The organism is Caldicellulosiruptor naganoensis (assembly GCF_026914285.1).
GTDB lineage: Bacteria > Bacillota > Thermoanaerobacteria > Caldicellulosiruptorales > Caldicellulosiruptoraceae > Caldicellulosiruptor > Caldicellulosiruptor naganoensis.
The window spans coordinates 1829816-1850419 of the sequence record NZ_CP113864.1 but is presented as its reverse complement, the minus strand read 5'-3'; the positions used below and the strand labels follow the sequence as shown (position 1 = coordinate 1850419).

Annotated in this window: 18 protein-coding genes, 2 tRNA genes and 1 pseudogene; 14 read left to right on the top strand and 7 right to left on the bottom strand. The window is 34.3% G+C overall.

The window, feature by feature from the left end; genetic code table 11:
• Positions 1–26: 26 nt before the first annotated feature.
• Together OTJ99_RS09265 and OTJ99_RS09260 are read left to right on the top strand one after the other, a co-directional pair.
• Positions 27–227 carry a hypothetical protein gene (locus OTJ99_RS09265; RefSeq protein ID WP_045165694.1) on the top strand — a complete coding sequence of 67 codons (201 nt, stop codon included), beginning with the start codon at positions 27–29 and terminating at the stop codon, positions 225–227.
• A gap of 21 nt (positions 228–248) precedes the next feature.
• Positions 249–530, top strand: a complete 282-nt coding sequence (locus tag OTJ99_RS09260; protein WP_045165695.1) for a spore coat protein — start codon at positions 249–251, stop codon at positions 528–530.
• A gap of 64 nt (positions 531–594) precedes the next feature.
• Here the strand turns inward: OTJ99_RS09260 and OTJ99_RS09255 are convergent, their stop codons facing one another.
• A complete protein-coding gene (locus OTJ99_RS09255) occupies positions 595–1212 on the bottom strand; it encodes a GNAT family N-acetyltransferase (protein WP_045165887.1) in 618 nt (205 codons plus the stop codon).
• Positions 1213–1465: 253 nt separating this feature from the next.
• Here OTJ99_RS09255 and OTJ99_RS09250 point away from each other — a divergent pair.
• Both OTJ99_RS09250 and OTJ99_RS09245 read left to right on the top strand, forming a co-directional pair.
• Positions 1466–1540 (top strand) — tRNA-Asn (locus OTJ99_RS09250).
• 10 nt (positions 1541–1550) lie between these two features.
• Positions 1551–1626 (top strand) — tRNA-Ile (locus tag OTJ99_RS09245).
• 48 nt (positions 1627–1674) lie between these two features.
• Here OTJ99_RS09245 and OTJ99_RS09240 read toward each other — a convergent pair.
• Complete coding sequence (locus OTJ99_RS09240) at positions 1675–2232, bottom strand: DUF4364 family protein (protein ID WP_045165696.1); 558 nt, start codon at positions 2230–2232, stop codon at positions 1675–1677.
• Positions 2233–2321: 89 nt separating this feature from the next.
• Positions 2322–2720 (bottom strand): nucleoside triphosphate pyrophosphohydrolase family protein, encoded by a 399-nt coding sequence (locus OTJ99_RS09235; protein WP_083943547.1) that lies wholly within the window; start codon positions 2718–2720, stop codon positions 2322–2324.
• Positions 2721–2865: 145 nt separating this feature from the next.
• On the opposite strand from OTJ99_RS09235, the gene OTJ99_RS09230 reads away from it, so the two are divergent.
• Complete coding sequence (locus tag OTJ99_RS09230) at positions 2866–3672, top strand: sugar phosphate isomerase/epimerase family protein (protein WP_045165697.1); 807 nt, start codon at positions 2866–2868, stop codon at positions 3670–3672.
• 51 nt (positions 3673–3723) lie between these two features.
• Here the strand turns inward: OTJ99_RS09230 and aroA are convergent, their stop codons facing one another.
• The 4 genes from aroA to hisC all read right to left on the bottom strand — a co-directional run bounded on the left by aroA (position 3724) and on the right by hisC (position 8033).
• Positions 3724–5025, bottom strand: coding sequence for a 3-phosphoshikimate 1-carboxyvinyltransferase (gene aroA, locus OTJ99_RS09225; RefSeq protein ID WP_045165698.1), 1302 nt, complete (start codon positions 5023–5025; stop codon positions 3724–3726).
• Positions 5022–5864 carry a prephenate dehydrogenase gene (locus OTJ99_RS09220; protein ID WP_045165699.1) on the bottom strand — a complete coding sequence of 281 codons (843 nt, stop codon included), beginning with the start codon at positions 5862–5864 and terminating at the stop codon, positions 5022–5024. The genes aroA and OTJ99_RS09220 overlap by 4 nt, the downstream gene beginning before the upstream one ends.
• Before the next feature lie 4 nt (positions 5865–5868).
• Positions 5869–6882: a 3-deoxy-7-phosphoheptulonate synthase gene (gene aroF, locus OTJ99_RS09215; RefSeq protein ID WP_045165700.1), complete on the bottom strand. Its 1014-nt coding sequence runs from the start codon at positions 6880–6882 to the stop codon at positions 5869–5871.
• A gap of 74 nt (positions 6883–6956) precedes the next feature.
• On the bottom strand, positions 6957–8033 hold the full coding sequence (gene hisC, locus OTJ99_RS09210; RefSeq protein WP_045165701.1) for a histidinol-phosphate transaminase: 1077 nt from the start codon (positions 8031–8033) through the stop codon (positions 6957–6959).
• Between the two features lie 233 nt (positions 8034–8266).
• Here hisC and OTJ99_RS09205 point away from each other — a divergent pair.
• From OTJ99_RS09205 to OTJ99_RS09165, 9 genes and pseudogenes are all read left to right on the top strand, one after another.
• A pseudogene (locus tag OTJ99_RS09205) lies at positions 8267–9705 on the top strand (ISLre2 family transposase).
• Positions 9706–9973: 268 nt separating this feature from the next.
• A complete protein-coding gene (locus tag OTJ99_RS09200; protein ID WP_269015331.1) occupies positions 9974–10657 on the top strand; it encodes an energy-coupling factor ABC transporter permease in 684 nt (227 codons plus the stop codon).
• Position 10658: 1 nt separating this feature from the next.
• Entirely contained in the window at positions 10659–10982 is a 324-nt protein-coding gene (locus OTJ99_RS09195) for a PDGLE domain-containing protein (RefSeq protein WP_052671498.1), read from the top strand.
• Between the two features lie 7 nt (positions 10983–10989).
• Positions 10990–11787: a CbiQ family ECF transporter T component gene (locus OTJ99_RS09190; protein ID WP_045165705.1), complete on the top strand. Its 798-nt coding sequence runs from the start codon at positions 10990–10992 to the stop codon at positions 11785–11787.
• A complete protein-coding gene (locus tag OTJ99_RS09185; protein ID WP_045165706.1) occupies positions 11784–12545 on the top strand; it encodes an energy-coupling factor ABC transporter ATP-binding protein in 762 nt (253 codons plus the stop codon). The genes OTJ99_RS09190 and OTJ99_RS09185 overlap by 4 nt, the downstream gene beginning before the upstream one ends.
• Before the next feature lie 18 nt (positions 12546–12563).
• The gene (locus OTJ99_RS09180) at positions 12564–13595 is read left to right on the top strand and encodes a nicotinate phosphoribosyltransferase (protein ID WP_045165707.1); all 1032 of its coding nucleotides are present in this window, start codon (positions 12564–12566) and stop codon (positions 13593–13595) included.
• A 236-nt stretch (positions 13596–13831) separates the two neighbouring features.
• The gene (gene brxF / locus OTJ99_RS09175) at positions 13832–14293 is read left to right on the top strand and encodes a BREX-3 system P-loop-containing protein BrxF (protein WP_045165708.1); all 462 of its coding nucleotides are present in this window, start codon (positions 13832–13834) and stop codon (positions 14291–14293) included.
• A 6-nt stretch (positions 14294–14299) separates the two neighbouring features.
• Complete coding sequence (locus tag OTJ99_RS09170; protein ID WP_045165709.1) at positions 14300–17992, top strand: DUF6079 family protein; 3693 nt, start codon at positions 14300–14302, stop codon at positions 17990–17992.
• A 14-nt stretch (positions 17993–18006) separates the two neighbouring features.
• Complete coding sequence (locus OTJ99_RS09165; RefSeq protein ID WP_045165890.1) at positions 18007–20577, top strand: DNA methyltransferase; 2571 nt, start codon at positions 18007–18009, stop codon at positions 20575–20577.
• The last annotated feature ends 27 nt before the right edge of the window (positions 20578–20604 follow it).

Sequence of the window (20604 nt, the reverse complement as noted above, 5' to 3'; positions counted from 1 at the left end):
TCTCATAAAAAGGGAGGTAGAAGCACGTGGCAAACATAAGTGCAAAAGAACTCATATTCTTAGAAGACAATATTAAGATGAAGCAAAACTCAATCAATTTCATCGCAGGGGTTTCTGACCAAATTACAGACATCTCTCTCAAAAACCTTTGCCAGCAGTGTGTAAACCACTGCAAAAGTGACATAGCTATTTTGTCAAGGTTTATTGAAAATCCAAACATTCAATAACAAAGAAGGGGTGAAGTGAGTATGAAGACATTGTCAGATAGAGACATTGCCTTTTCACTTTTGAACGCTATGAAGCTTCAAGCAATGGCACTTACAAACTTGATTTTGGAAAGCTCCAACAATGCTCTAAGAAAAGAAACTATGTCAATTTTAAATAGAGTATTTGACCATCAAAAGCAGATATTTGATTTTCTATCTCAAAAAGGGTGGTATCCTGTTGAGATGGCAAAGCAAGATGATATATCAAAGGACCAAAGAGATGTCCAGACAATTCAGAACAATGTTCAGATGATTTCAATGTGAAGTTCTTAAAAAAGTATTGTTTAAGGGGCTGGAGAGAAACTTTTCGCCAGCCCCTTGGATTTTTCTAAAGGTCCTTCTTCATGACAATCCATTTACCTTGTGGGTCTTGTGACATTCCTATCTGGTAAAAGCCAAATTTTTTGTAGAGCTTTATTGCAGGCAGGTTATCTGGTCTTACTTCTAATTTGACTTGTTTTACTCCTTTTGATTTTAGAAAATTTAGTCCTGCTTCAACAAGTTTTGTTCCAATATTTTTCCCTCTATACGATTTGCGTGTGCCAATTGAGAGAATTTGAGCGCTAATACCGCTTGCGTATTTTGTTTGAAACTTAAAGAAATCAAGTTTGTTAGAAAGTATCTTCCAGATGGGTTTTATGCCAAATCCATAAAGGCCGAATATCCATTTAATTACCCATTTAAAGACAGACAAAGACAAAACAGCTACTAACCATACTTTTCTTATATCTTTTACTACACAGATATATCCAGCAATTTTTTTATTTTCTTTGTCTTCGTACACCAAAAAACCATGAGGTTCTGCAAGAAGAACTACTTTGAATATGTCTTCAATGGCAGAGTTTTTAATTCTATTGTTAAAATAAAATTCTATGCTGTCACTAAAAGCTTCTCTGAAAATTTCAGCAACCTGAGGCAGGTCAGAGAACTTTGCACATCTTACCATGTATCTCACCTTTATAAAAGTATCTTTTGCTGTTTGTATTTTCATTTTTACTACATAGTACTTTAATTATACTTCTTTCATAGAGTTTTAAAAAGGTGAACAAAGATTTTAAAAGGTCAAAATATTATCCAGATAATTCCAATAAAATTTTCAAAAAAGCATATTGACAAAAAATCTTTTATAAGTATAATAAATAATGTCAACGGCGTGAGAGAAAGACGCCGGTGACGAGAAAAATAAAACAATAAGAGGTTCCTCGGTAGCTCAGCGGTGGAGCATCCGGCTGTTAACCGGAGGGTCGTAGGTTCGAATCCTACCCGGGGAGCCAATTTTTTAAAGGGCCTTTAGCTCAGCTGGTAGAGCAGCCGGCTCATAACCGGTCGGTCTGGGGTTCGAGTCCCTAAGGGCCCACCAATTCCGAAAATAATAAGCGAGTCTTAAAAGACTCGCTTTTATTTTTGTCTACTCTTGCGAAGACTCTTCGTGGTTTTTAGCTAAATTCTCAAAAAGAAGTCTGTAGACTGTTTCAGCGTTTTTATTCCAGTTTCGACAGATTCTTTTCGCAATCTCTACATGAGGTACATTTACTTTTACTTCAAATAGTATACTATTTCCTTCCCGCAGGGAACATACAACCAAGTATTCGTTTGGGTTGATTATCTTGTAGTCAGAATAAACTTCAGTATTGAGCTTAATCTTTCTATAGTTTTTCTTTATGTACTCTTCAATTTCATCAAGTGTAGTTTTGGGAACAAGGTTAAGAAGTATCTCTAATACGTTTTTACCACTTTGAGAAATTTCTATGTATGTCCTAAGCTCATCGTCATATCTATGTATGAGCTTTTGAGCTTCAAGTTCTTTTAGGTATTGCTGATATTCGAAAAAGTTCATATACTTTGTTGAGAGAATAAATTCATCAAGTTGCTGAGTTGAAATAGGAATGCTAATCCTGTTTAGGAAAAATAATATGATAAGTTTGTTTTGAGCAAGAGTGTGTATTTCGTTGTACTCATCCGACATTCTATTTCACTCCTTTTACTTTTAAAGCCGCCATATTTTGTGCAAAATATGGCGGCTTTTGTATTTTCTTTATTACATTTCTCTTCAGCTTATCTTAAGTTAAACTCACCAAGTGTCCTCATTCTCTCGATTTCTTTCAGTACAATGTCATAAAGATTCAAATCCAAGGTATTGCAGATTGATGCTAAGTAAAATAGTGTACTTCCGATCTCTTTTTCAATCAAATCCCTGCAATTTTCACAAAGCTTACCTTCTACATGAGTCTTTAAATACTTTTTAGCTTCTTTGAGACTTACATCTATTGGAATCTCTTGTTTTTTAGCGTTTATTCTTATACATCCGCAGTTTGTGACAGACTTTATTATACTTCGGTTGACCCTTGCTGCTGATTCAGAGAATTTAGTAAGACTATCAAGTATACTTTTGTTTCTTATTAACAACTCATCAACTACATATTGGAAATCGTCTATGAAGATATCCTTCAACATATTTCACTCCTAAAAAACGACTTTAGTTTAATTATAAATTTCTTCAAATTCAAATGTCAATAAGAAATTAACCTTTTCTTTTCATATCAAAAACAATAGTGTAAAATATTAAAAACAGCACTTTAAAGGGAGGATAAATTTGTAGATGAAGATTAGCTTTTCAACTGTGGGTTGCCCAAATTTTACATGGGATGAAATAGTTGCAACTGCAAAGGACTTTGGATATGATGGTATTGAACTTAGGGGAATATGTGATGAGCTTGAGGTTTATAAAACATTTCCTTTTGTTGGTGACAATTTAAAACTTACAAAAAAGAGATTAGATGACCTGGGTTTGGAGATTTCTTGTATTTCAACGTCTTGTTATCTTTTTGACAAAAAGGCCAAAGATGTCACAATCGAGGTGGCAGAAAAACATATGAGGTTAGCAAAAGAGCTTAGTTGCAAATACATAAGAGTCTTAGGAGATGAGTGGATAACTCCTGCGAAAGACATAGATGAAGAATTTGTAAAGGAAATGCTAACCATCTTATGTAAGATAGCAGAAAATTACAATGTTGATGTTTTGATTGAAACAAATGGTGTATGGGCTGATTCTAAAAAGCTTGCAGCTTTACTTGAGAAGGTGCCTTATCAAAATGTTGGGGTTGTTTGGGATATTCACCACCCCTTTAGGTTTTTTAATGAGGATATAGAGTACACATATGGCAATTTAAAGGGTTATATAAAACACGTTCATGTAAAGGATTCAATAAAAGAAGGCAGCAAACTTATATTTAAGATGATAGGTGAGGGAGATATTCCTATTGAAAAGGCTATTAATTTACTGCTCAAAGATAGTTACCAGGGGTATATTTCGCTTGAATGGGTAAAAAGATGGTTCTCTGAACTTGAAGAGCCAGGGATTGTGTTTTTAGAGTTTATTAACAGAATTAAAAAACTTGTAGTTTAAAAATGTACGCCTGAAAAAGAGGAAAAGAAAAAATAGCACAGTAGGAAGGATTTACTCCTTTCTACTGTGCTCAAAAAGTATTTCATAGAAATTTGGAAAAGATACTGATGCACACTCTGCATTTAAAATTGTGCTTTCGCCTTCAACTGCACATGCCATAACTGCCCCTGCCATGGCAATTCTGTGGTCGTTATATGAATCAACAATGCCAGCTTTTAGCTTGTTTTTTGAGCCGATGATTTCCAATCCATTTTCAAGCTCATAGCATTCAGCACCAAAGCTCTTTAGCATCTCAATGGTTGTTTTTATCCTATCACTTTCCTTTACCCTCAGCTCTGAAGCATTGTCGATAATGGTTTTTCCATCAGCAAAAGCTGCAGCAACCGCCAAAATAGGTATCTCATCTATAATGCGTGGGATATCATCTTTATCAACCGAAACTCCTTGAAGGCTGCTACTTTTTGCAACTATTGTTCCAACAAGTTCGCCGTTTTGGATTTGAACATCTTCAATACTAATATCAGCACCCATTTGTTTTAAGATATCAATTATACCTGTTCTTGTATGGTTTAAAATACAATTTTCAACTATAACTTCACTATCTTCACAGATAAGAGCAAGCACAATAAAAAATGCAGCAGAGGAGATATCTGAGGGAACTTTAATTTTGAGTGCTTCTAAACTGCTGGGAAGTACCTCGATTTTGTAAAATTTATCTTCAAATGAGGTTTTGATATTTGCCCCAGCAGACTTTAACATAAGCTCTGTGTGATTTCTTGACATTGGCTTTTCTTTTATTATGCTCATTCCCTCTGCTTTTAAAGCTGCAAAAATGAGTGCTGATTTTACTTGTGCGCTTGAAACAGGCAAAATGTAATCAATGGGTTTTAAGAGATTTTTCCCTTTTACCTTTATAGGGAGAAAATCTTCTCTTTCTAAAAACTCAAAATTTGCTCCCATTTGACTCAACGGTTGTGTTACTCTTTTCATAGGTCTTTTCCGCAAAGAGTTATCACCATCTAAAATTGCTTCAAACTCTTGTGTTGACAAAATTCCAAGCAAAAGTCTTGTGGTTGTACCGGAATTGCCACAATATAATTGCTGCTCAGGAGCTGATAAATTATAATTTTTTCCTTTCACGATAACCTTGCCGTTTTTTGTTTCTATTTCTACTCCAAGTTTTTTAAAACACTCTATTGTGCTTATACAATCATCAGCAAATAAAAAATTTTCTACTTCAGTTGTTCCTCTTGCTAAGGAACCTATCATTATACTTCTGTGTGAAATTGACTTATCAGGTGGAATATTAATCTTTGCTTTTATCTTTCTTCTTCCCTCAATCTTTACGTTCATTTTATTTCATCACTCACAATCTTATCTCTTATTGATTTTGCTCTTTCAAAATATGAATAAACATCGCTGTAGCTATTGGATTCAAGATTTGATTTAAAATTTGTCAAAAGCTCAATGTATTTGTTTATAAGTTTAAGCAAAACCTCTTTGTTTGAGAATGATATATCTGCCCACATCTTGGGGCTGGAGGAGGAGATGCGAGTAATGTCCTTAAAACCCCCTCCAGCAAACTTGCAAAAGATACTATTTTCGTTTAACATATTCACAAGCCCAGCAGATACAATATGAGGAAGATGGGAAATTACGCCTGTTACAGCATCATGAAGATTGTAATCAATTTCCTCAACCCTGCATCCAATCGAGGTTATAAGTTCTTTTAGTTTTTCAACTTCATTTTTAGAATTTATATCAATCGGTGTTATAAAATAGTATGCTCCTTTAAAAAGAGTATCAAAGGAATTTTCATAGCCTATCTTTTCTGTACCAGCCATTGGATGACCACCAATGAAGTTTGAAATTCCTTTTTGCAATGCAAATCTGCATATTTGAGCTTTTGTACTACCAACATCTGTAATAATTCCTTTTTTTATCTTTGACGATAACTTTTCCAAAATTTCAATACTTTCTAATACAGGCACGCATATGAAGCTAAAGGCATACTCGTCTTCAACATCCTCTAAGTCTTCTATTTTTTCTTTCACGATTCCATCTTTTATTGCTATTTCAACTGACTTGTGGTTTATATCAAATGCATGGATTTCAAATCCACACCTGTTAAATACTTTGGCAAGTGAACCACCAATCAAGCCAAGTCCAACAATTAGAATCTTTCTTCTCATTTTCTCATACACTCTTTCCAATTGATTTAGCAATTTGAGATATTTCTTTTACAAGCTTGTCAAATTCCTCAGGTGTAATCGACTGTGGACCATCAGATAAAGCCTGCTTTGGATTTGGATGCACCTCAATCATAAGCCCATCAGCGCCTGCTGCAATTGCCGCTTTTGAAAGTGCTGGAACATACTTTGCTTTTCCGGCTGCATGGCTCGGGTCTACAATAATTGGCAAGTGGCTCTTTTCCTTCACAACTGGTATTGCAGATATGTCAAGCGTATTTCTTGTAGCTGTCTCAAAGGTTCTAATTCCTCTTTCGCAAAGAATTACATTAGGATTTCCTTCGCTCAAGATATACTCAGCAGCATTTAGCCACTCTTCAATTGTTGCAGCAAGACCACGCTTTAAGAGAACAGGCTTATCTTGTCTTCCTACATATTTTAGTAAATTGAAATTTTGCATATTTCTTGCACCAATCTGAAAGATGTCTACATAATCGTATGCTTTGTCAACAGCATTTTCACTTATAACTTCTGTTATAACTAAAAGGTCATACTTTGTTGCTGCCTCCTTTAATATTTTCAAACCTTCTTCTTCAAGACCCTGGAACGAATATGGAGATGTTCTGGGCTTGTAAGCTCCACCTCTTAGTATCTTTGCTCCACTTTTTTTGATTTTTTCAGCAACTTCAAACATCTGTTCATAGCTTTCAATTGCACAAGGACCACCAATAAGTGTAAGTGTATCTCCACCAATCTCAACATCTTTGATTTTTATAACGGTTGGCTCGCTTTTGAATGTCCTGCTTGCGAGCTTGTAGCTCTCTAAGATTGGAATTATTCTATCAACTCCAGGAAGAAGTTCAACTGGCACATCTGAAAGTATTCTTTCATCACCAATAACACCAATTACTGTCCTTTCAATACCTTGAGAGATGTGTGGGCGAAGCCCAAGCGAGGTGATTAGTTTTACAACCTCTTCAATTTCTGTTTGACTGCAATCTTTTTTCATAACAATAATCATGTTACATACCCCCATCCTACCATTTAGTTTGTTCTCTTTTATCTCCATGCTACCGTTCTGCAAACCTAAATCTTTTACAGAATTTCTCTCAACGCCTTTATAAATTCCATGTTATCACTCTCCAATCCTGTTGTTACTCTAAGATATGTTGGCATATCAAAAATATCTCCCGGCCTTACAATGATTCCTTTTAACAAGAGCTTTTTAAAAACCTCAACTGCATCCTTTTTTACGTCTACCATTACAAAGTTACCGTAAGACTTAATATATGGAAGATTCATTTCCTCAAAACTTTTATAGAAAAATTCAAGAGACTTTTTATTAAGCTCTTTTGCCTTCTTTATATGTTCTTGGTCGTCAAGTGCAGCAATTGCAGCAATCTGCGCTACATGGTTTACATTAAAAGGTGGTCTTACCCTGTTTAGCTTTTCAATTATTTCTTCTGAAGATATAGCATAACCAATTCTAAGTGATGCAAGACCGTAAATCTTTGAGAATGTCTGAAGCACAATCAAGTTTTTAAATTCATCAAGCCACTGAGTAGCATCTGGATATTCTGGATCTTCGATGTACTCTTTGTATGCTTGGTCAACAACAACTGCGATGTTTGATGGTACAGATTTGATGAAGCTGTAGAGCTCATCTTTTTTGACAATTGTACCTGTTGGATTGTTGGGGTTGCAAATCCATATTACTCTTGTTCTTTCGTTTATATGTTTGGAGAATTCTTCAAGGTCATGAGTATGGTTTTTTAGAGGAATCTCAATGGGAATACCGCCCATCACTTTGGTCACAGTTTCGTATCTTGGAAAAGAAGGTCTTGCCATTATTGAGTTATCGCCGGGATTAATAAATATGCTGGCTATAAGCTGAGTAATTTCGTCAGAACCAGCACCGAGCATTATTTGCGTAGGCTTTACATTTAACTTTTTTGAAAGTTTTAACTTTAGCTCTGTACAGTTTCCATCAGGATAGAAACTTAAGTGGTCCAAACTTTCTTTTATTGCTTTTTTAACATTTTCAGAAGGTCCTAAGGGATTTTCATTTGAGGCAAGCTTAATCACCTTTTCAAGTCCCAGTTCTCTCTTTACTTCAGAAATTGGTTTTCCAGGGATATATGGCGAAATAGTATTTATCACCTCTCTGAACAAGCTACTACATCCCCTTCTGTTAAACTTATTTTCATTAATTTTATTATCAACCTTTAGGGTTGTCAAGCATGTGTGTGCTAATTCAAGAAAGACTTAGTGTAAAATATTTATAGGACTTGAGATGGAAAAAATGCTCCCTCCTCTTGGGAAAAATGAGAGAATGATATAAAATAATGAGTAAAAAGAAAGAAGAAGAGAAATGAAAAGAAAAACAAACCAAAGGAGGGAGCAAAATGTTTGATAATATTATAGCAAAAATAGAGGAACTTTTAAATAGATTTGGAGAAGGGATAGTGGAGATATTAAGAGGAGAGAAGGATATAGCGATGTATTCAATGGAATTGAAGGAGAAGATGGATGAGATAGGGAAGGAGATGATAAAAGAGGCATGCGGACTTGTAGATGAGATTGTAAGGAATGAAAAGAAGAGGAAGGCAAGGTATGAGGTTGTAAGGAAAGATAAGAGGAGCATAAAGACAATATTTGGAGATGTGGAATATATAAGGACGTACTACAAGAATAAAGGAGAGGGAGGGTATGTGTATTTAGCAGATGAAATTTTGGGGATAGAGAAATACCAAAGAATAGACAAAGCAGTCAAAGCAGCAATAGTTGAGAAGGTAGTAGAGATGTCATATGAAAGAGCAGCCAAAGAAGTATTAGGAGAAGAGAAAATTGCAAGACAAAGTGTAATGAATATTTTGAGGAGGATAGAGGCAGCTCAGTTCGATAGAATCGAGCATAATAGAAAAGGAGTTGCAGGCAGTAAAAAAGTGGTAAAAGAACTTTATATAGAGGCAGATGAAGATCATATTTCGTTACAAAACGGAGAAGGGAAGATAGCGAAGCTTGCGTACATAAATGAGGGATATAAGGGAGAAAAGGGGGTTGTCAAAAGGAGGGAATTGAAAGGAGTGCATTATTTTAGCAGTATTAAAGAGAGACCAGAAGATTTTTGGTCAAAAGTAAGTGAATATATAGAGGAGCACTATGAAACGGAGAGGATAGAGAAGATATATTTGTTAGGGGATGGAGCGGCATGGATAAAGGAAGGGCTTGAATGGATAGTGGGTGCAGAATTTGTATTAGACAGGTTTCATCTAATGAGAGAGGTAATCAAAATAAGCGGTGGAGATAAGAATATATTTGCTGGGATAGTAGAAGCGTTGAGGGATAAGGATAGAGAGAAGTTTGAGGGATTGGTAGCTAAAGCGATGGAAAAGACTGGAGGGGACAAAAGAGCGTTGAAGAGGATAAGTGAAAGCAGGAGATATATAGCTAATCATTGGGATAATATAGTATTAGAGTTAGATAATAGGATTATAAAAGGATGTAGTACAGAAGGGCATGTAAGCCATGTATTAGCAGATAGGATGAGTTCAAGACCAAGAGGATGGAGCGAACAAGGAGCAGAAGTGATGGTAAAGTTATTGAGCTTGAAGTATAATGGTGTAAACTTGAAAGAAGCATATTTAAAAGAGATTTGTAGCAAGGAAGAGAAAGAAGAAAAAATATTGAAAGAAATTGTGAGAAAAGATGTTAAGAAGATAAAGAAACAGATTGAAGAGACGAGGAATAATGTGCCAATTTTAGCAAGAGGAAAGTTTATTTGACGTTTAGAGTACTGAAAGGCCTAAGTACTGGAGATTTCTTAAATGCAGTCGTATTTTAATAAAAAATTTCCCTACAAACTCTTGACACTATCCAAGAAAGATATTTGCTTTACTTTTTGTATGAAATATGATAAAATCAAAAACATAGTCCTCTCTGCTACCAAAGAGGAAAAAGATAGTGTAAAAATAGGATGTTTGACATGCCTGTATATAAAAAAGCGTAAAAGAGCCCACGAAGGGTTAAAAAAACCTGAAGTGGGCTTTTATTATTTTCTGCAGGCTAATCTTTGAATTTATTAAATTAAATTCAAGTTTAAAGGAGGTTGATTGAATTTGCATATTCCAGATGGTTATTTAAGTCCTCAGACGTGTGCAACATTTTATGCGGTATCAGCAGCTGCAGTAGGTTATGCTTTTAACAAATTTAGAAAACAGGCAGATGAAAAGACCTACATTCAGTTATCTGTTGCATCAGCTTTTACATTTATAGTCATGATGTTTAACTTTCCTGTTGTCGGTGGAAGCTCTGCTCACATAACCGGAATACCGCTTATAACATTTTTGTTTGGACCAATGGCTTCAACAGTTGCCTCAAGTGTTGTTTTGATTATTCAAGCACTACTTTTTAGAGACGGTGGAATTTTGGCGCTTGGGACAAATATATTTAACATGGCAGTGGCAATACCTTTAACTGCGGTTCTTATAAGCAAACTTTTGGAAAAATTAGGTCTTAAAAACGAAAAGGTTCGAATATTTATATCGTCTTATTTCGCAATGAACATTGCAGCGCTTTTGACAGCCATTGAGCTTGGCCTTCAACCACTTTTATTTACAAAAGCAGGAAAGCCTTTGTATTTCATGTATGATTTAAAGACCACCATTCCTGCAATGATGATACCACACCTTTTGGTTGTAGCAGTGGTTGAGGCGGCAATGACAGTCCTGCTCTATTCACCTTTAAAAAATTTTGTTGCAATTAATGCTGAAGAAAGAAGGGGTGTAGTAAGTTAAAATGAAACAAAAGAATTATAAAAGCAATATAAGAAGAATTTTTTTGGTCCTCTTAGTGCTTGCTTTTCTGACTCCTATTGGGCTTTTGACTCAAAACCCTACTTTTGGAGAGTGGAGTCAAGAAGAGATAAAAAAGATGCTTGGGTTTGTGCCAGAAGGAATAAAAAAGTATGCTGATATATACAAATTTGATTTGTTTGACGGTTACACAGTAAAGTTTATTAAAAATGATTATATAGGATATATCTTGTCCGCAATAATTGGAATTGTAGTTATATTTGCACTATTTTATATCTTGAAATTCGTAATGGCTGAAAGGAAGTAGTTATAAAGTGTTACCAGAGTTTTTAAAGAGCGAAGATACCTTTGCAATAGATGTTGAAAAAGAAAGCTATGTACAAAAATCCATTTCTGAGTATTTAAAGCTTTCGCAGTGGTTCTTTAAAACAAATAAAAGTGCTTTTTCAAAAATTGATGAATGGGCAAAACTTATATTTTTGATTTGGTTTAGTTTTTTAGTTGCTACATCACAAAGTTTATATTTTATAGCATTGTCATTTGCACTAATTATTATTATTGCTCTTATTTCAAAAGCAGATTTAAAAGCATTGTTAATTTCTTCGTGGGGTTTTGTACCGCTTTTGACGTTTGTAATAGGTATTCCTTACGCGGTGTTGACTAAAAATTTCATTCCCACCGTCTTACAGAGCTTAAAAGTGGGTATTATAATTATGATAGGTGAGGTTATAATCTACAACTCAAAAATCGATAGGCTTTTTAAGCCTTTTTCTTTTTTTAAGGGATTTAGAGAATTTACATGGTTTGTGGAACTTACCTTGAGAAATATTTTTATTCTCATTACAACAATCACCCAGATTCTATTTGCAAAAAAGACAAGGACAGTAGGTAAGACTGCCAACAAGATAGTGTTTGTAGGACAAATGCTCAAGGTTATAATGGTAAAGAGTATGTATGTCTCAGAAAATACACTTATTGCAATGAAAACACGAGGATATAGTTCTAAAAATAAAAGTGTTTCTACAACATATAAATTCAAAATGGGAATAGGTGAAATTCTCACGCTTTTAATGGCATCAATATTAGCAATTTTGGAGAGGATATTGATATGAACGTTTATTCGGCAAAGAATTTGACCTATAAAATTAACAATAAAATTATTCTTGATAACCTAAATTTTGAAATAAAAAAAGGAAAGTCATACGCACTCATTGGCTGCAACGGCAGTGGCAAGACCACGCTTATGAAAATACTTGCGGGGGTAGAACTTAACTTTGAAGGGGAGCTTTATTTTTTTGACAAAAAGCTTGACAAATCAACTTTTGAAAGGTTATTTGAAGAAGGGTTTTATAGGAAAGTAGGATATATGTTTCAAGATACTGACCTACAACTTTTTAATCTCAATGTGTTTGACGAGATTGCCTTTGGACCAAGGCAGTACATAGCCGATGAGAAGGAAATAGAAAAAAGGGTTTTTGAGATCGCAAAACTTTTTGGGATTGAGAATTTATTACAAAGTGATATACTTGTTTTAAGCGGTGGTGAAAAGAAAAAGGTAGCACTTGCATCAATCCTTGTAAACAATCCTGATATTCTTATTTTAGATGAGCCAACAAACGATCTTGATCCCAAAAGTATAAGATTCATTGCAAAAGTTTTGAGCGAGCTGAAAAATGCGGGAAAGACAATTATTCTCTCAACTCATCATTTTGACGTGCTTTTGCTGCTTGCTGATTTTACAATTGTTATGTCTTCTGACCACAAGATTTTAAAAATTGGCAAGACAGAGGAAATATTGAAAGACAAAGATCTTTTAGTAGAAGCAAACGTGATAGATGAGGAATTTGAAATTTTTAAAAAATTTTTTTAAAGGAAGTGAGACAGGTCCATGAGAATTAACAGACTTGAAGATGTTGAAAAGCTCAAAACAGATAAGGACAGACTTTTTTTCTCTGCACAGCATGATGAAATAAAGATGGGATTAACTACTGACATTTATTTTATAAAAACACTGGAAGTATTAAGGTATCTCAAAAGAGAAGATGCAGTTGTGAAGGCTGAGATTTTTGCAAGGAGAGATGGGGTTTTTTGTGGCCTGCCCGAGGTTTTAAATCTTTTAAAAGATATAGATTGTAAAGTGTACTCCTTAGAGGAAGGAGAAAGTTTTTCAGCAAAAGAAGTTGTGATGAGAATAGAGGGCAAGTACACAGAGTTTGGTATATTTGAAACACCAATTCTTGGCATTCTTGCAAGCTCATCTGCGTGGGCAACAGCTGCACGTGAATGCAAGCAGGCAGCAGGTGACAAGCCAATTTTGTGTTTTGGTGCGCGCCACATCCATCCTTCAGTTGCGCCTGTAATGGAAAGGGCAGCAAAAGTGGGTGGCGCTGATGGGGTAAGCTGCATATTGGCAGCCAAAATATTGGGAATTTCCCCATCGGGAACAATTCCACATGCTGCAATACTGATTGCCGGGTCAACAGAAGATGTTGCAGTAGCCTATGATAAGGTGATTCCAGAAGACTCACCTCGCATCATACTTGTTGACACCTTTAAGGACGAAGCACAAGAGGCACTGGATGTTGCAAGGATATTGAAAGAAAGGCTACAAGGCATCAGGCTTGACACACCGGGTGAAAGAGGTGGGGTTACCCCCGAGCTTGTGTATGAGGTGAGAAGAAGGCTTGATTTGGAAGGTTTTTCACATGTGAAAATATTTGTCTCAGGCGGACTTTATCCTGAAAAGATAAAGATTTTATCTGAAGCAGGGGCTGATGCTTTTGGCGTTGGAAGCTATATTTCTGGTGCACCTCCAATTGACATGACGATGGATATAAAAGAAGTTGACGGAAAGCCTATTGCAAAAAGGGGAAGAATTCCTGGGATTACAGAAAATAAGAGGCTAAAGAGGGTAAAGTGAAGTGATTTTTAAAAGAAAGATTCAGATGACTCATAAATAGTTCATAATTGGTTCAAGAATATTGATGTTTAGAACATATTTTTACCATCTTTTTTTATTTTTCGTGTTAATCAAAAAAATAAAAGTTTTTACTTTTCATCAACCAAAGTGTTATAATTATAGTTGATAAATTTTAGCAAAGAACATTTTAATGTAAGCCAAAAGCTCATAATGCCTTTAGATAGGAGGTATTAACAATTCTTGGGTGGGAGTCGATACTTGGTGAACTTGATAAATATTATTACAAACTTGCTCTTATTATAAGTGGAAATCCAAACCAAACGAGTAAAATTTTGAAAGAATTATCGACGACATTTGGGATAAGATATATAAATCTTAATCTTGAGTTAGCAAATTATTTGGTTGAAATTCCATTTTCCGAAAGGTGGAGACATGTAAGCAAAGCAATTGACGAGATTATATTAAAAAATGAAGAGCAGACACTTATTATTGATAATACTGACATACTGTTTGAAGAGCATCTGAAAATTGATCCAATTGGAGTTTTAAAGAATGCAAGCAAGTATAAAAAACTAATTGCTTCTCTCAGAGCACGAATTGAAAATAATTATATCATCTACGCAACACCGCAGGCTAAGGAATATAAAAAGTATAAGATAGATAATGTTGGGTGTTATGTAGTAAATCTTGAGGAGTGATGGTTTTTGAGGTATAAAGATGTAATAAATTTTGAGCCAATTGAAACCTTGATTCAACTTGTAGATGCTAATGAAAAGGAAAAGGCGAAAACTTTAGTTAAAACTTTTGTTATATCTGATTCAATGGCTGAGGTTTTGTGTGATATTGTCATTCCTCAGCTTCAATTTGAGGAATTTAATGATAATAAAGGAATATTTGTTGTTGGCAACTATGGGACAGGTAAGTCGCATTTGATGGCAGTTATATCGGCTATTGCCGAAGATAAGGATTTATTAGATTATGTAAATAATGAAAAATTTAAGAAAGCAGCAGAAAAAATAGCTGGAAAGTTTGAAGTAGTAAGAGTAGAAATTGGCTCTGTTACAACAAGTTTGAGAGATATTATTTTAAAAAGAGACATTGAAAACGATTTGAAAAGAAGAGGGATTGATTATACATTTCCATCAATGAATGAAATTTCTAATAACAAGGATTCAATTATTGAAATGATGGCAAAGTTTGAGGAAAAGTATCCTGAAAAAGGATACTTAATTGTTATTGATGAATTGCTTGATTTTCTGAGAACGAGAAAAGAGCACGAACTGAGGCTCGATTTGGGATTTTTGAGGGAATTGGGTGAAGTATGTAAAAACACACGTGTTAGAATAATCGCAGGTGTTCAGGAATCATTGTTTGACAGTTCAAGTTTTTCTCATGTTTCAGATAAAATAATGCAGGTGAAAGACAGATTTGAGAATATAATTATCAAAAAAGAAGATATTGCATATGTTGTATCTCAAAGACTGCTCAAAAAAAATGATACTCAGAAAGCTCTTATTCGAGAACATCTAAAAAAATTTAGTAATCTGTATAAGAACATGGGTGATAGGCTTGAAGAATTTGTAGAACTTTATCCAATACATCCTTCTTACATAGATGTATTTCAAAAGGTGCTTATCGCTGAGCAAAGAGAAATTTTAAAAACTATCAGCCGAACCATTTCAAAATTGTTAGATGAAGAGATTCCTGAAGATGATACAGGAATAATTTCTTATGATTCTTATTGGGACTTTATAAAGGAAATGCCAGCTGCAAGAGCCAATCCTGACGTAAGACAGGTTATTGATGCAAGCAGTGTTCTGGAAAACATAATTAACAACTCTTTTCCTAAGAGAATTTACAAGAGTTATGCAATTAAAATAATAAAAGCTCTTAGTGTTTATAGACTTGCCACTGGTGACATACATGTACCGCTGGGATTGACTATTGAAAATATCAAAGATGATTTGTGTTTTTATATTCCTGATTTACCAGAGAAAGAGGAAGATTTTTTGATTACCACTATCGAGTCTATAATAAAAGAGATATTAAAGACTGTTGACAACAAGTTCATTTCATATAACAAAGAAAATAACCAATATTATTTAGATGTTGCCAAAGTAGGCATTGATTATATGGCAAAGATTGAGGAAAAGGCTGAGATAATAGACGACGATGTAGTGAACAGACATTTCTACAATATAATATTGAGGCTGCTTAATTGGGAAGAAAAGGCTGCAACCCCTTACGTTAAAGGACATAGAATCTGGGAGTATGACCTTATTTGGGAAGATAAAAACATAGAGAGGCACGGTTATTTATTTTTAGGAACACCGAATGAAAGACCGACTGCACAGCCACCGAGAGATTTTTATATCTACTTTACAAGACTTTATGAATTTAATGACTGGGAAGATAATAAAAGAGATGATGAGGTTTTCTTCAGTTTTGCCTTGAATGACGATACATTGATAACAAAGCTAAAAATGTATGCTGCAGCCCATGAACTATCTGAAGGTGTTGATACTTCAAGCAGAAATTCGTATCTAAAATGGGCAACCAAGTTTGAAAAAGAGATATTGGAAATTATAAATAACAACAAAAATACCTGTTTTAATGTCACCTATAAAGGTGAAACAAAATCAATGTTTGAAATATTGCAAGGGAGAGTTCACAGCAACAAGACAATTAAAGAGCTTGTTGATAAGGCGGCTTCTATTTGTCTTTCACAGCATTTTAGCAAACTCTACCCACAATATCCGAAGTTCAGTATAACAATTACAAGAAATAATTTAAGTGAACTTACAAAACAAGTCCTCAACTACATTGCTGGCAAAAAAACAGATACTGCTGCGAAAATCTTAGATGCTTTTGGCTTAATTGAAAATGAAAGAATTTCCACAAAGAAATCTATATATGCAAAGTATTTTGCGGATTTAGTTGCAAAGTTGCCACCAGGTAAAGTGATAAATAGAAATGAGATATTTGAAAAGTGGTATAGTGAGGAAGAGGTGGACAAAAACTTTAAATTTGAACCAAACTTTGTTGTTATGATTTTAGCTGCACTTATATACACTGGTGATATTGTTTTAATTGGCGAACAGGGTAAAGAGTACAATGCTGGTAATCTTGACGAGCTTGCATCTACCAATCTTGTGAATTTAATAAACTTTAAGTATATTACAAGACCAAAGGAGATTCCTATTAAAGTACTTGAAAGACTATTTGAGCTTTTAGACCTTCCACCAGGACAGATAAAGAATTCCTCGCAGATGGAGCAGGGTATTGCTAATATGCAAAGTAAATTAGAGAATTTAATTAAAAACACTATTCAGATTTCAGAAAGAGTGACCAATAACATCTTGATATGGGACAGAGAAGTTTTCACAGAGAGTGAAAAGAGAAAGTTCAGGGAAGATTTGAGTAATTTTAAGAATTTTTTAGATAGTCTAAAAAGATATAATACCATTGCGAGACTGAAAACATTTAATTTTTCAAAGGATGAGATAGAAGAGAAGTTTAAAGCATTGAAAGTGGTTGAAAAAGTGAAAAAAGCACTTGATTTTAAAGAGCAAGTTGATGATGTTGTAAACTATCTCAAGAATGCAGAGTTGGTTACTGACTCGAACGAAATTAAAAAAATGATTCAAGATTTGAAGGATGAATTGAACAATATATTACAAGATATTGATAAGTTGGATGATTTTACCATAAAAGACTTTAAAAACAAGTTGGAAACGGTTAAAAAAGCATATATACAAGCTTATTTTGAGAAGCATAAAAAACGTAGATTAGATATAAATGGCGATGAAAAAAAGAAGAAGATACTTTCAAGCAAAGAGTTTAGTAACTTGAGAAGATTAAAAAGTATAAAAGACATTTTCAGCATTCAAAAATTTGAAGAAATTGAGAAGAAATTAAGTTCAATAAAGACATGTTTTAGCTTAATAGAAGAGGATTTAAAAAAGCAACCAGTATGTCCGCATTGTGGGTTTAAACCTAATAACGAGGAAGGAATGTCTGCAAGCATGCTATTAGAAAAGGTTGAAGATGATATATATACTATGGTTAATGAGACAAAGGACAAAATTTTAAAAGCTCTTGAAGACAAGGTTGTTAGTGAGAATATAAAGCTTTTGAAAGAACAAGAAAGAAAGGAAATAGAAAAATTCCTTGAGAAAAGAGAATTTGATGAGGATATTTCGCCTTATTTCATTACTGCAATTAACAATCTGATGGAAGGTTTTGACAAAATAGAATTTGATGTAAATCAGTTAAAAGATTATATTTCTAAAAAAGGTCCAATGACAGTTGACGAATTTAAAGATACCATGGAAAAATTTATAGAAACAATGATAAAGGGTAAGACAAAAGACAAAATACGAATTATCGTAAATTGATGGGGGAACTTGAGATGAAGCTTACAAAAGAGATTCTGAATAGTGTACGAAACATTGAAGGTTTTCCAATTGCAGATGATGAAGATATAATAAGGCTTTCTGACCCGCCGTATTATACAGCTTGTCCAAATCCCTTTATAAAAGACTTTATTGAGAGATACGGTAAAAAATATGACGAAAAAACAGATGATTATAATGTGGAACCATATACTGCAGATATCTCTGAGGGGAAAAACGACCCTGTATACAATGCTCATTCTTACCATACAAAAGTTCCTTATAAAGCAATTATGAGATATATTTTGCATTACACAAAACCTGGTGATATTGTTTTTGATGGATTTTGTGGGTCGGGCATGACGGGTGTAGCAGCGGCAATGTGCGAAAATCCCGACCCAGAGTTTAAATTTGCTTTAGAAAAAGAATTTGAACAAAGAGGTAAAAAAATAGAATGGGGAGCAAGAAGGGCAATTTTATGTGATTTATCACCAGCAGCTACTTTTATAGCTTATAACTACAACAATCCTGTTGATCCCGAGGAATTTGAGAAAGAAGCAAAAATGATTCTGGACGAAGTTGAGAAAGAATGTGGCTGGATGTATGAAACCTTACATGTTGATGAGAACGGAAATCCTGTAAAGGGTATTGATGGTGAATTTGTTAAAGGTAAAATAAATTATACAGTTTGGTCTGATGTCTTCATTTGCCCAAGTTGTGGGCAAGAGATTGTGTTTTGGGATGTGGCGGTTGATAAGGAAAATGGTGAGGTTTTAGATAGTTTCAATTGTCCATTTTGTAACGCTTTGCTGAAAAAGACTATTTTGGAAAGGGCAACAGTGACCGTTTATGATAAAGCGCTAAAAGAGTATATTGTTCAGGCAAAACAGGTTCCTGTTTTAATAAACTATTCAGTAAACGGAAAACGATTTGAAAAAAAACCTGATAAGTTTGACTTTGAGCTTTTGCAAAAAATAGAAGAGATGGATATTCCGTATTGGTATCCTACTGATAAAATGATGTTTAAAGGGGAAAAATGGGGGGATACATGGCGCGAGGGTTCACATTTTGGCATAACTCATGTTCATCATTTTTATACAAAGAGGAATTTGTGGGTTTTGAGTTGTTTGTATGAAAAAATCTTGAGTACTAATGAAGGGTTAAGAAAAAAATTATTATTTTTATTTACCTCAATATTACAAAGAGCGTCATATTTATTCAGATGGAATAAAAATCAAGCTGGCCCGCTTTTAGGGACACTTTATATAGCTTCATTGAAATTTGAAACTTCAATATTTGATTTAATATTAAATAAATTTAGAAATTCAACATTTAACTATTCGGTTACAAAACTATTCAATATAATTGTTTCATGTGGTTCCGCTAGTGATCTATCGTATATTCCTTCAAACTCCATAGATTATATCTTCACCGATCCTCCCTATGGAGATAATCTCATATATTCAGAACTTAACTTTATTTGGGAGGCATGGCTGAGAGTATTTACCAACAATAAGACAGAGGCAATAATAAACAAAGTGCAGGGAAAAGGTCTTTCTGAGTACCAAGAATTAATGGAACAGTGCTTTAAAGAAATGTATAGAATACTTAAACCTGGTAGATGGATAACAGTTGAGTTTCACAATACAAAAAATGCTGTATGGAATGCTATTCAAGAAGCAATGTTAAGAGCAGGATTTGTTATTGCTAATGTAAGAGCACTCGATAAAAAACAAGGCAGTTTTAAACAAGTCACGACAACTACAGCCACAAAACAGGATTTAATAATCTCTGCGTATAAACCAAAAGAAAGCTTTGAAAAGAAGTTCTATTTAGAAGTGGGAACAGAAGAAGGTGTTTGGGAATTTGTAAGACAGCATCTTGAGAAGCTTCCTGTTGTGGTTGAAAATAATGGAGTTTTAGAATATATCCCGGAAAGGCAAGCTTATTTGTTATACGATGCAATGGTTGCTTATCATGTTCAAAGAGGTCTGAGCATTCCAATGGGAGCAGCCGAGTTTTATAAGGGCTTAGAAGAAAGATTTATAGAAAGGGATGGAATGTACTTTCTTCCAAGCCAAATACCGAAATATGAAGAAAAAAGATACAGGCTCGAGTTAAAAGAACAGGTTTCATTTGTTATTGTTGATGAGAAGAGTGCAATTCAATGGATAAGAAATGAGCTTGAAAAGCAGCCACAGACTTATCAAGAGCTACAGCCTAAGTTTTTGAAAGCTAAGCACGAGTTTAAGCATGAAAAGTTACCAGAGCTTTTACAACTACTTGAAGAAAACTTCTTACAAGATGAAAATGGTAAATGGTATGTGCCTGATGTTAATAAGCAATCAGACCTTGAAAAGCTGAGAACTAAAAATCTTTTGAGAGAATTTGAAGGATACTTAAATGTCAAAGGCAAGTTGAAAGTTTTCAGAACAGAAGCAATAAGAGCTGGATTTAAGGATTTATGGCAGAAAAAGGATTATAAAACAATTGTAAAGATGGCTGAAAAACTTCCAGAGTCAGTTTTACAAGAAGATTCAGTTCTTTTGATGTATTATGACAATGCTCTGACAAGATTAGGTGAATAAGAAATGATTGAGAAAGTTCATTTTGTT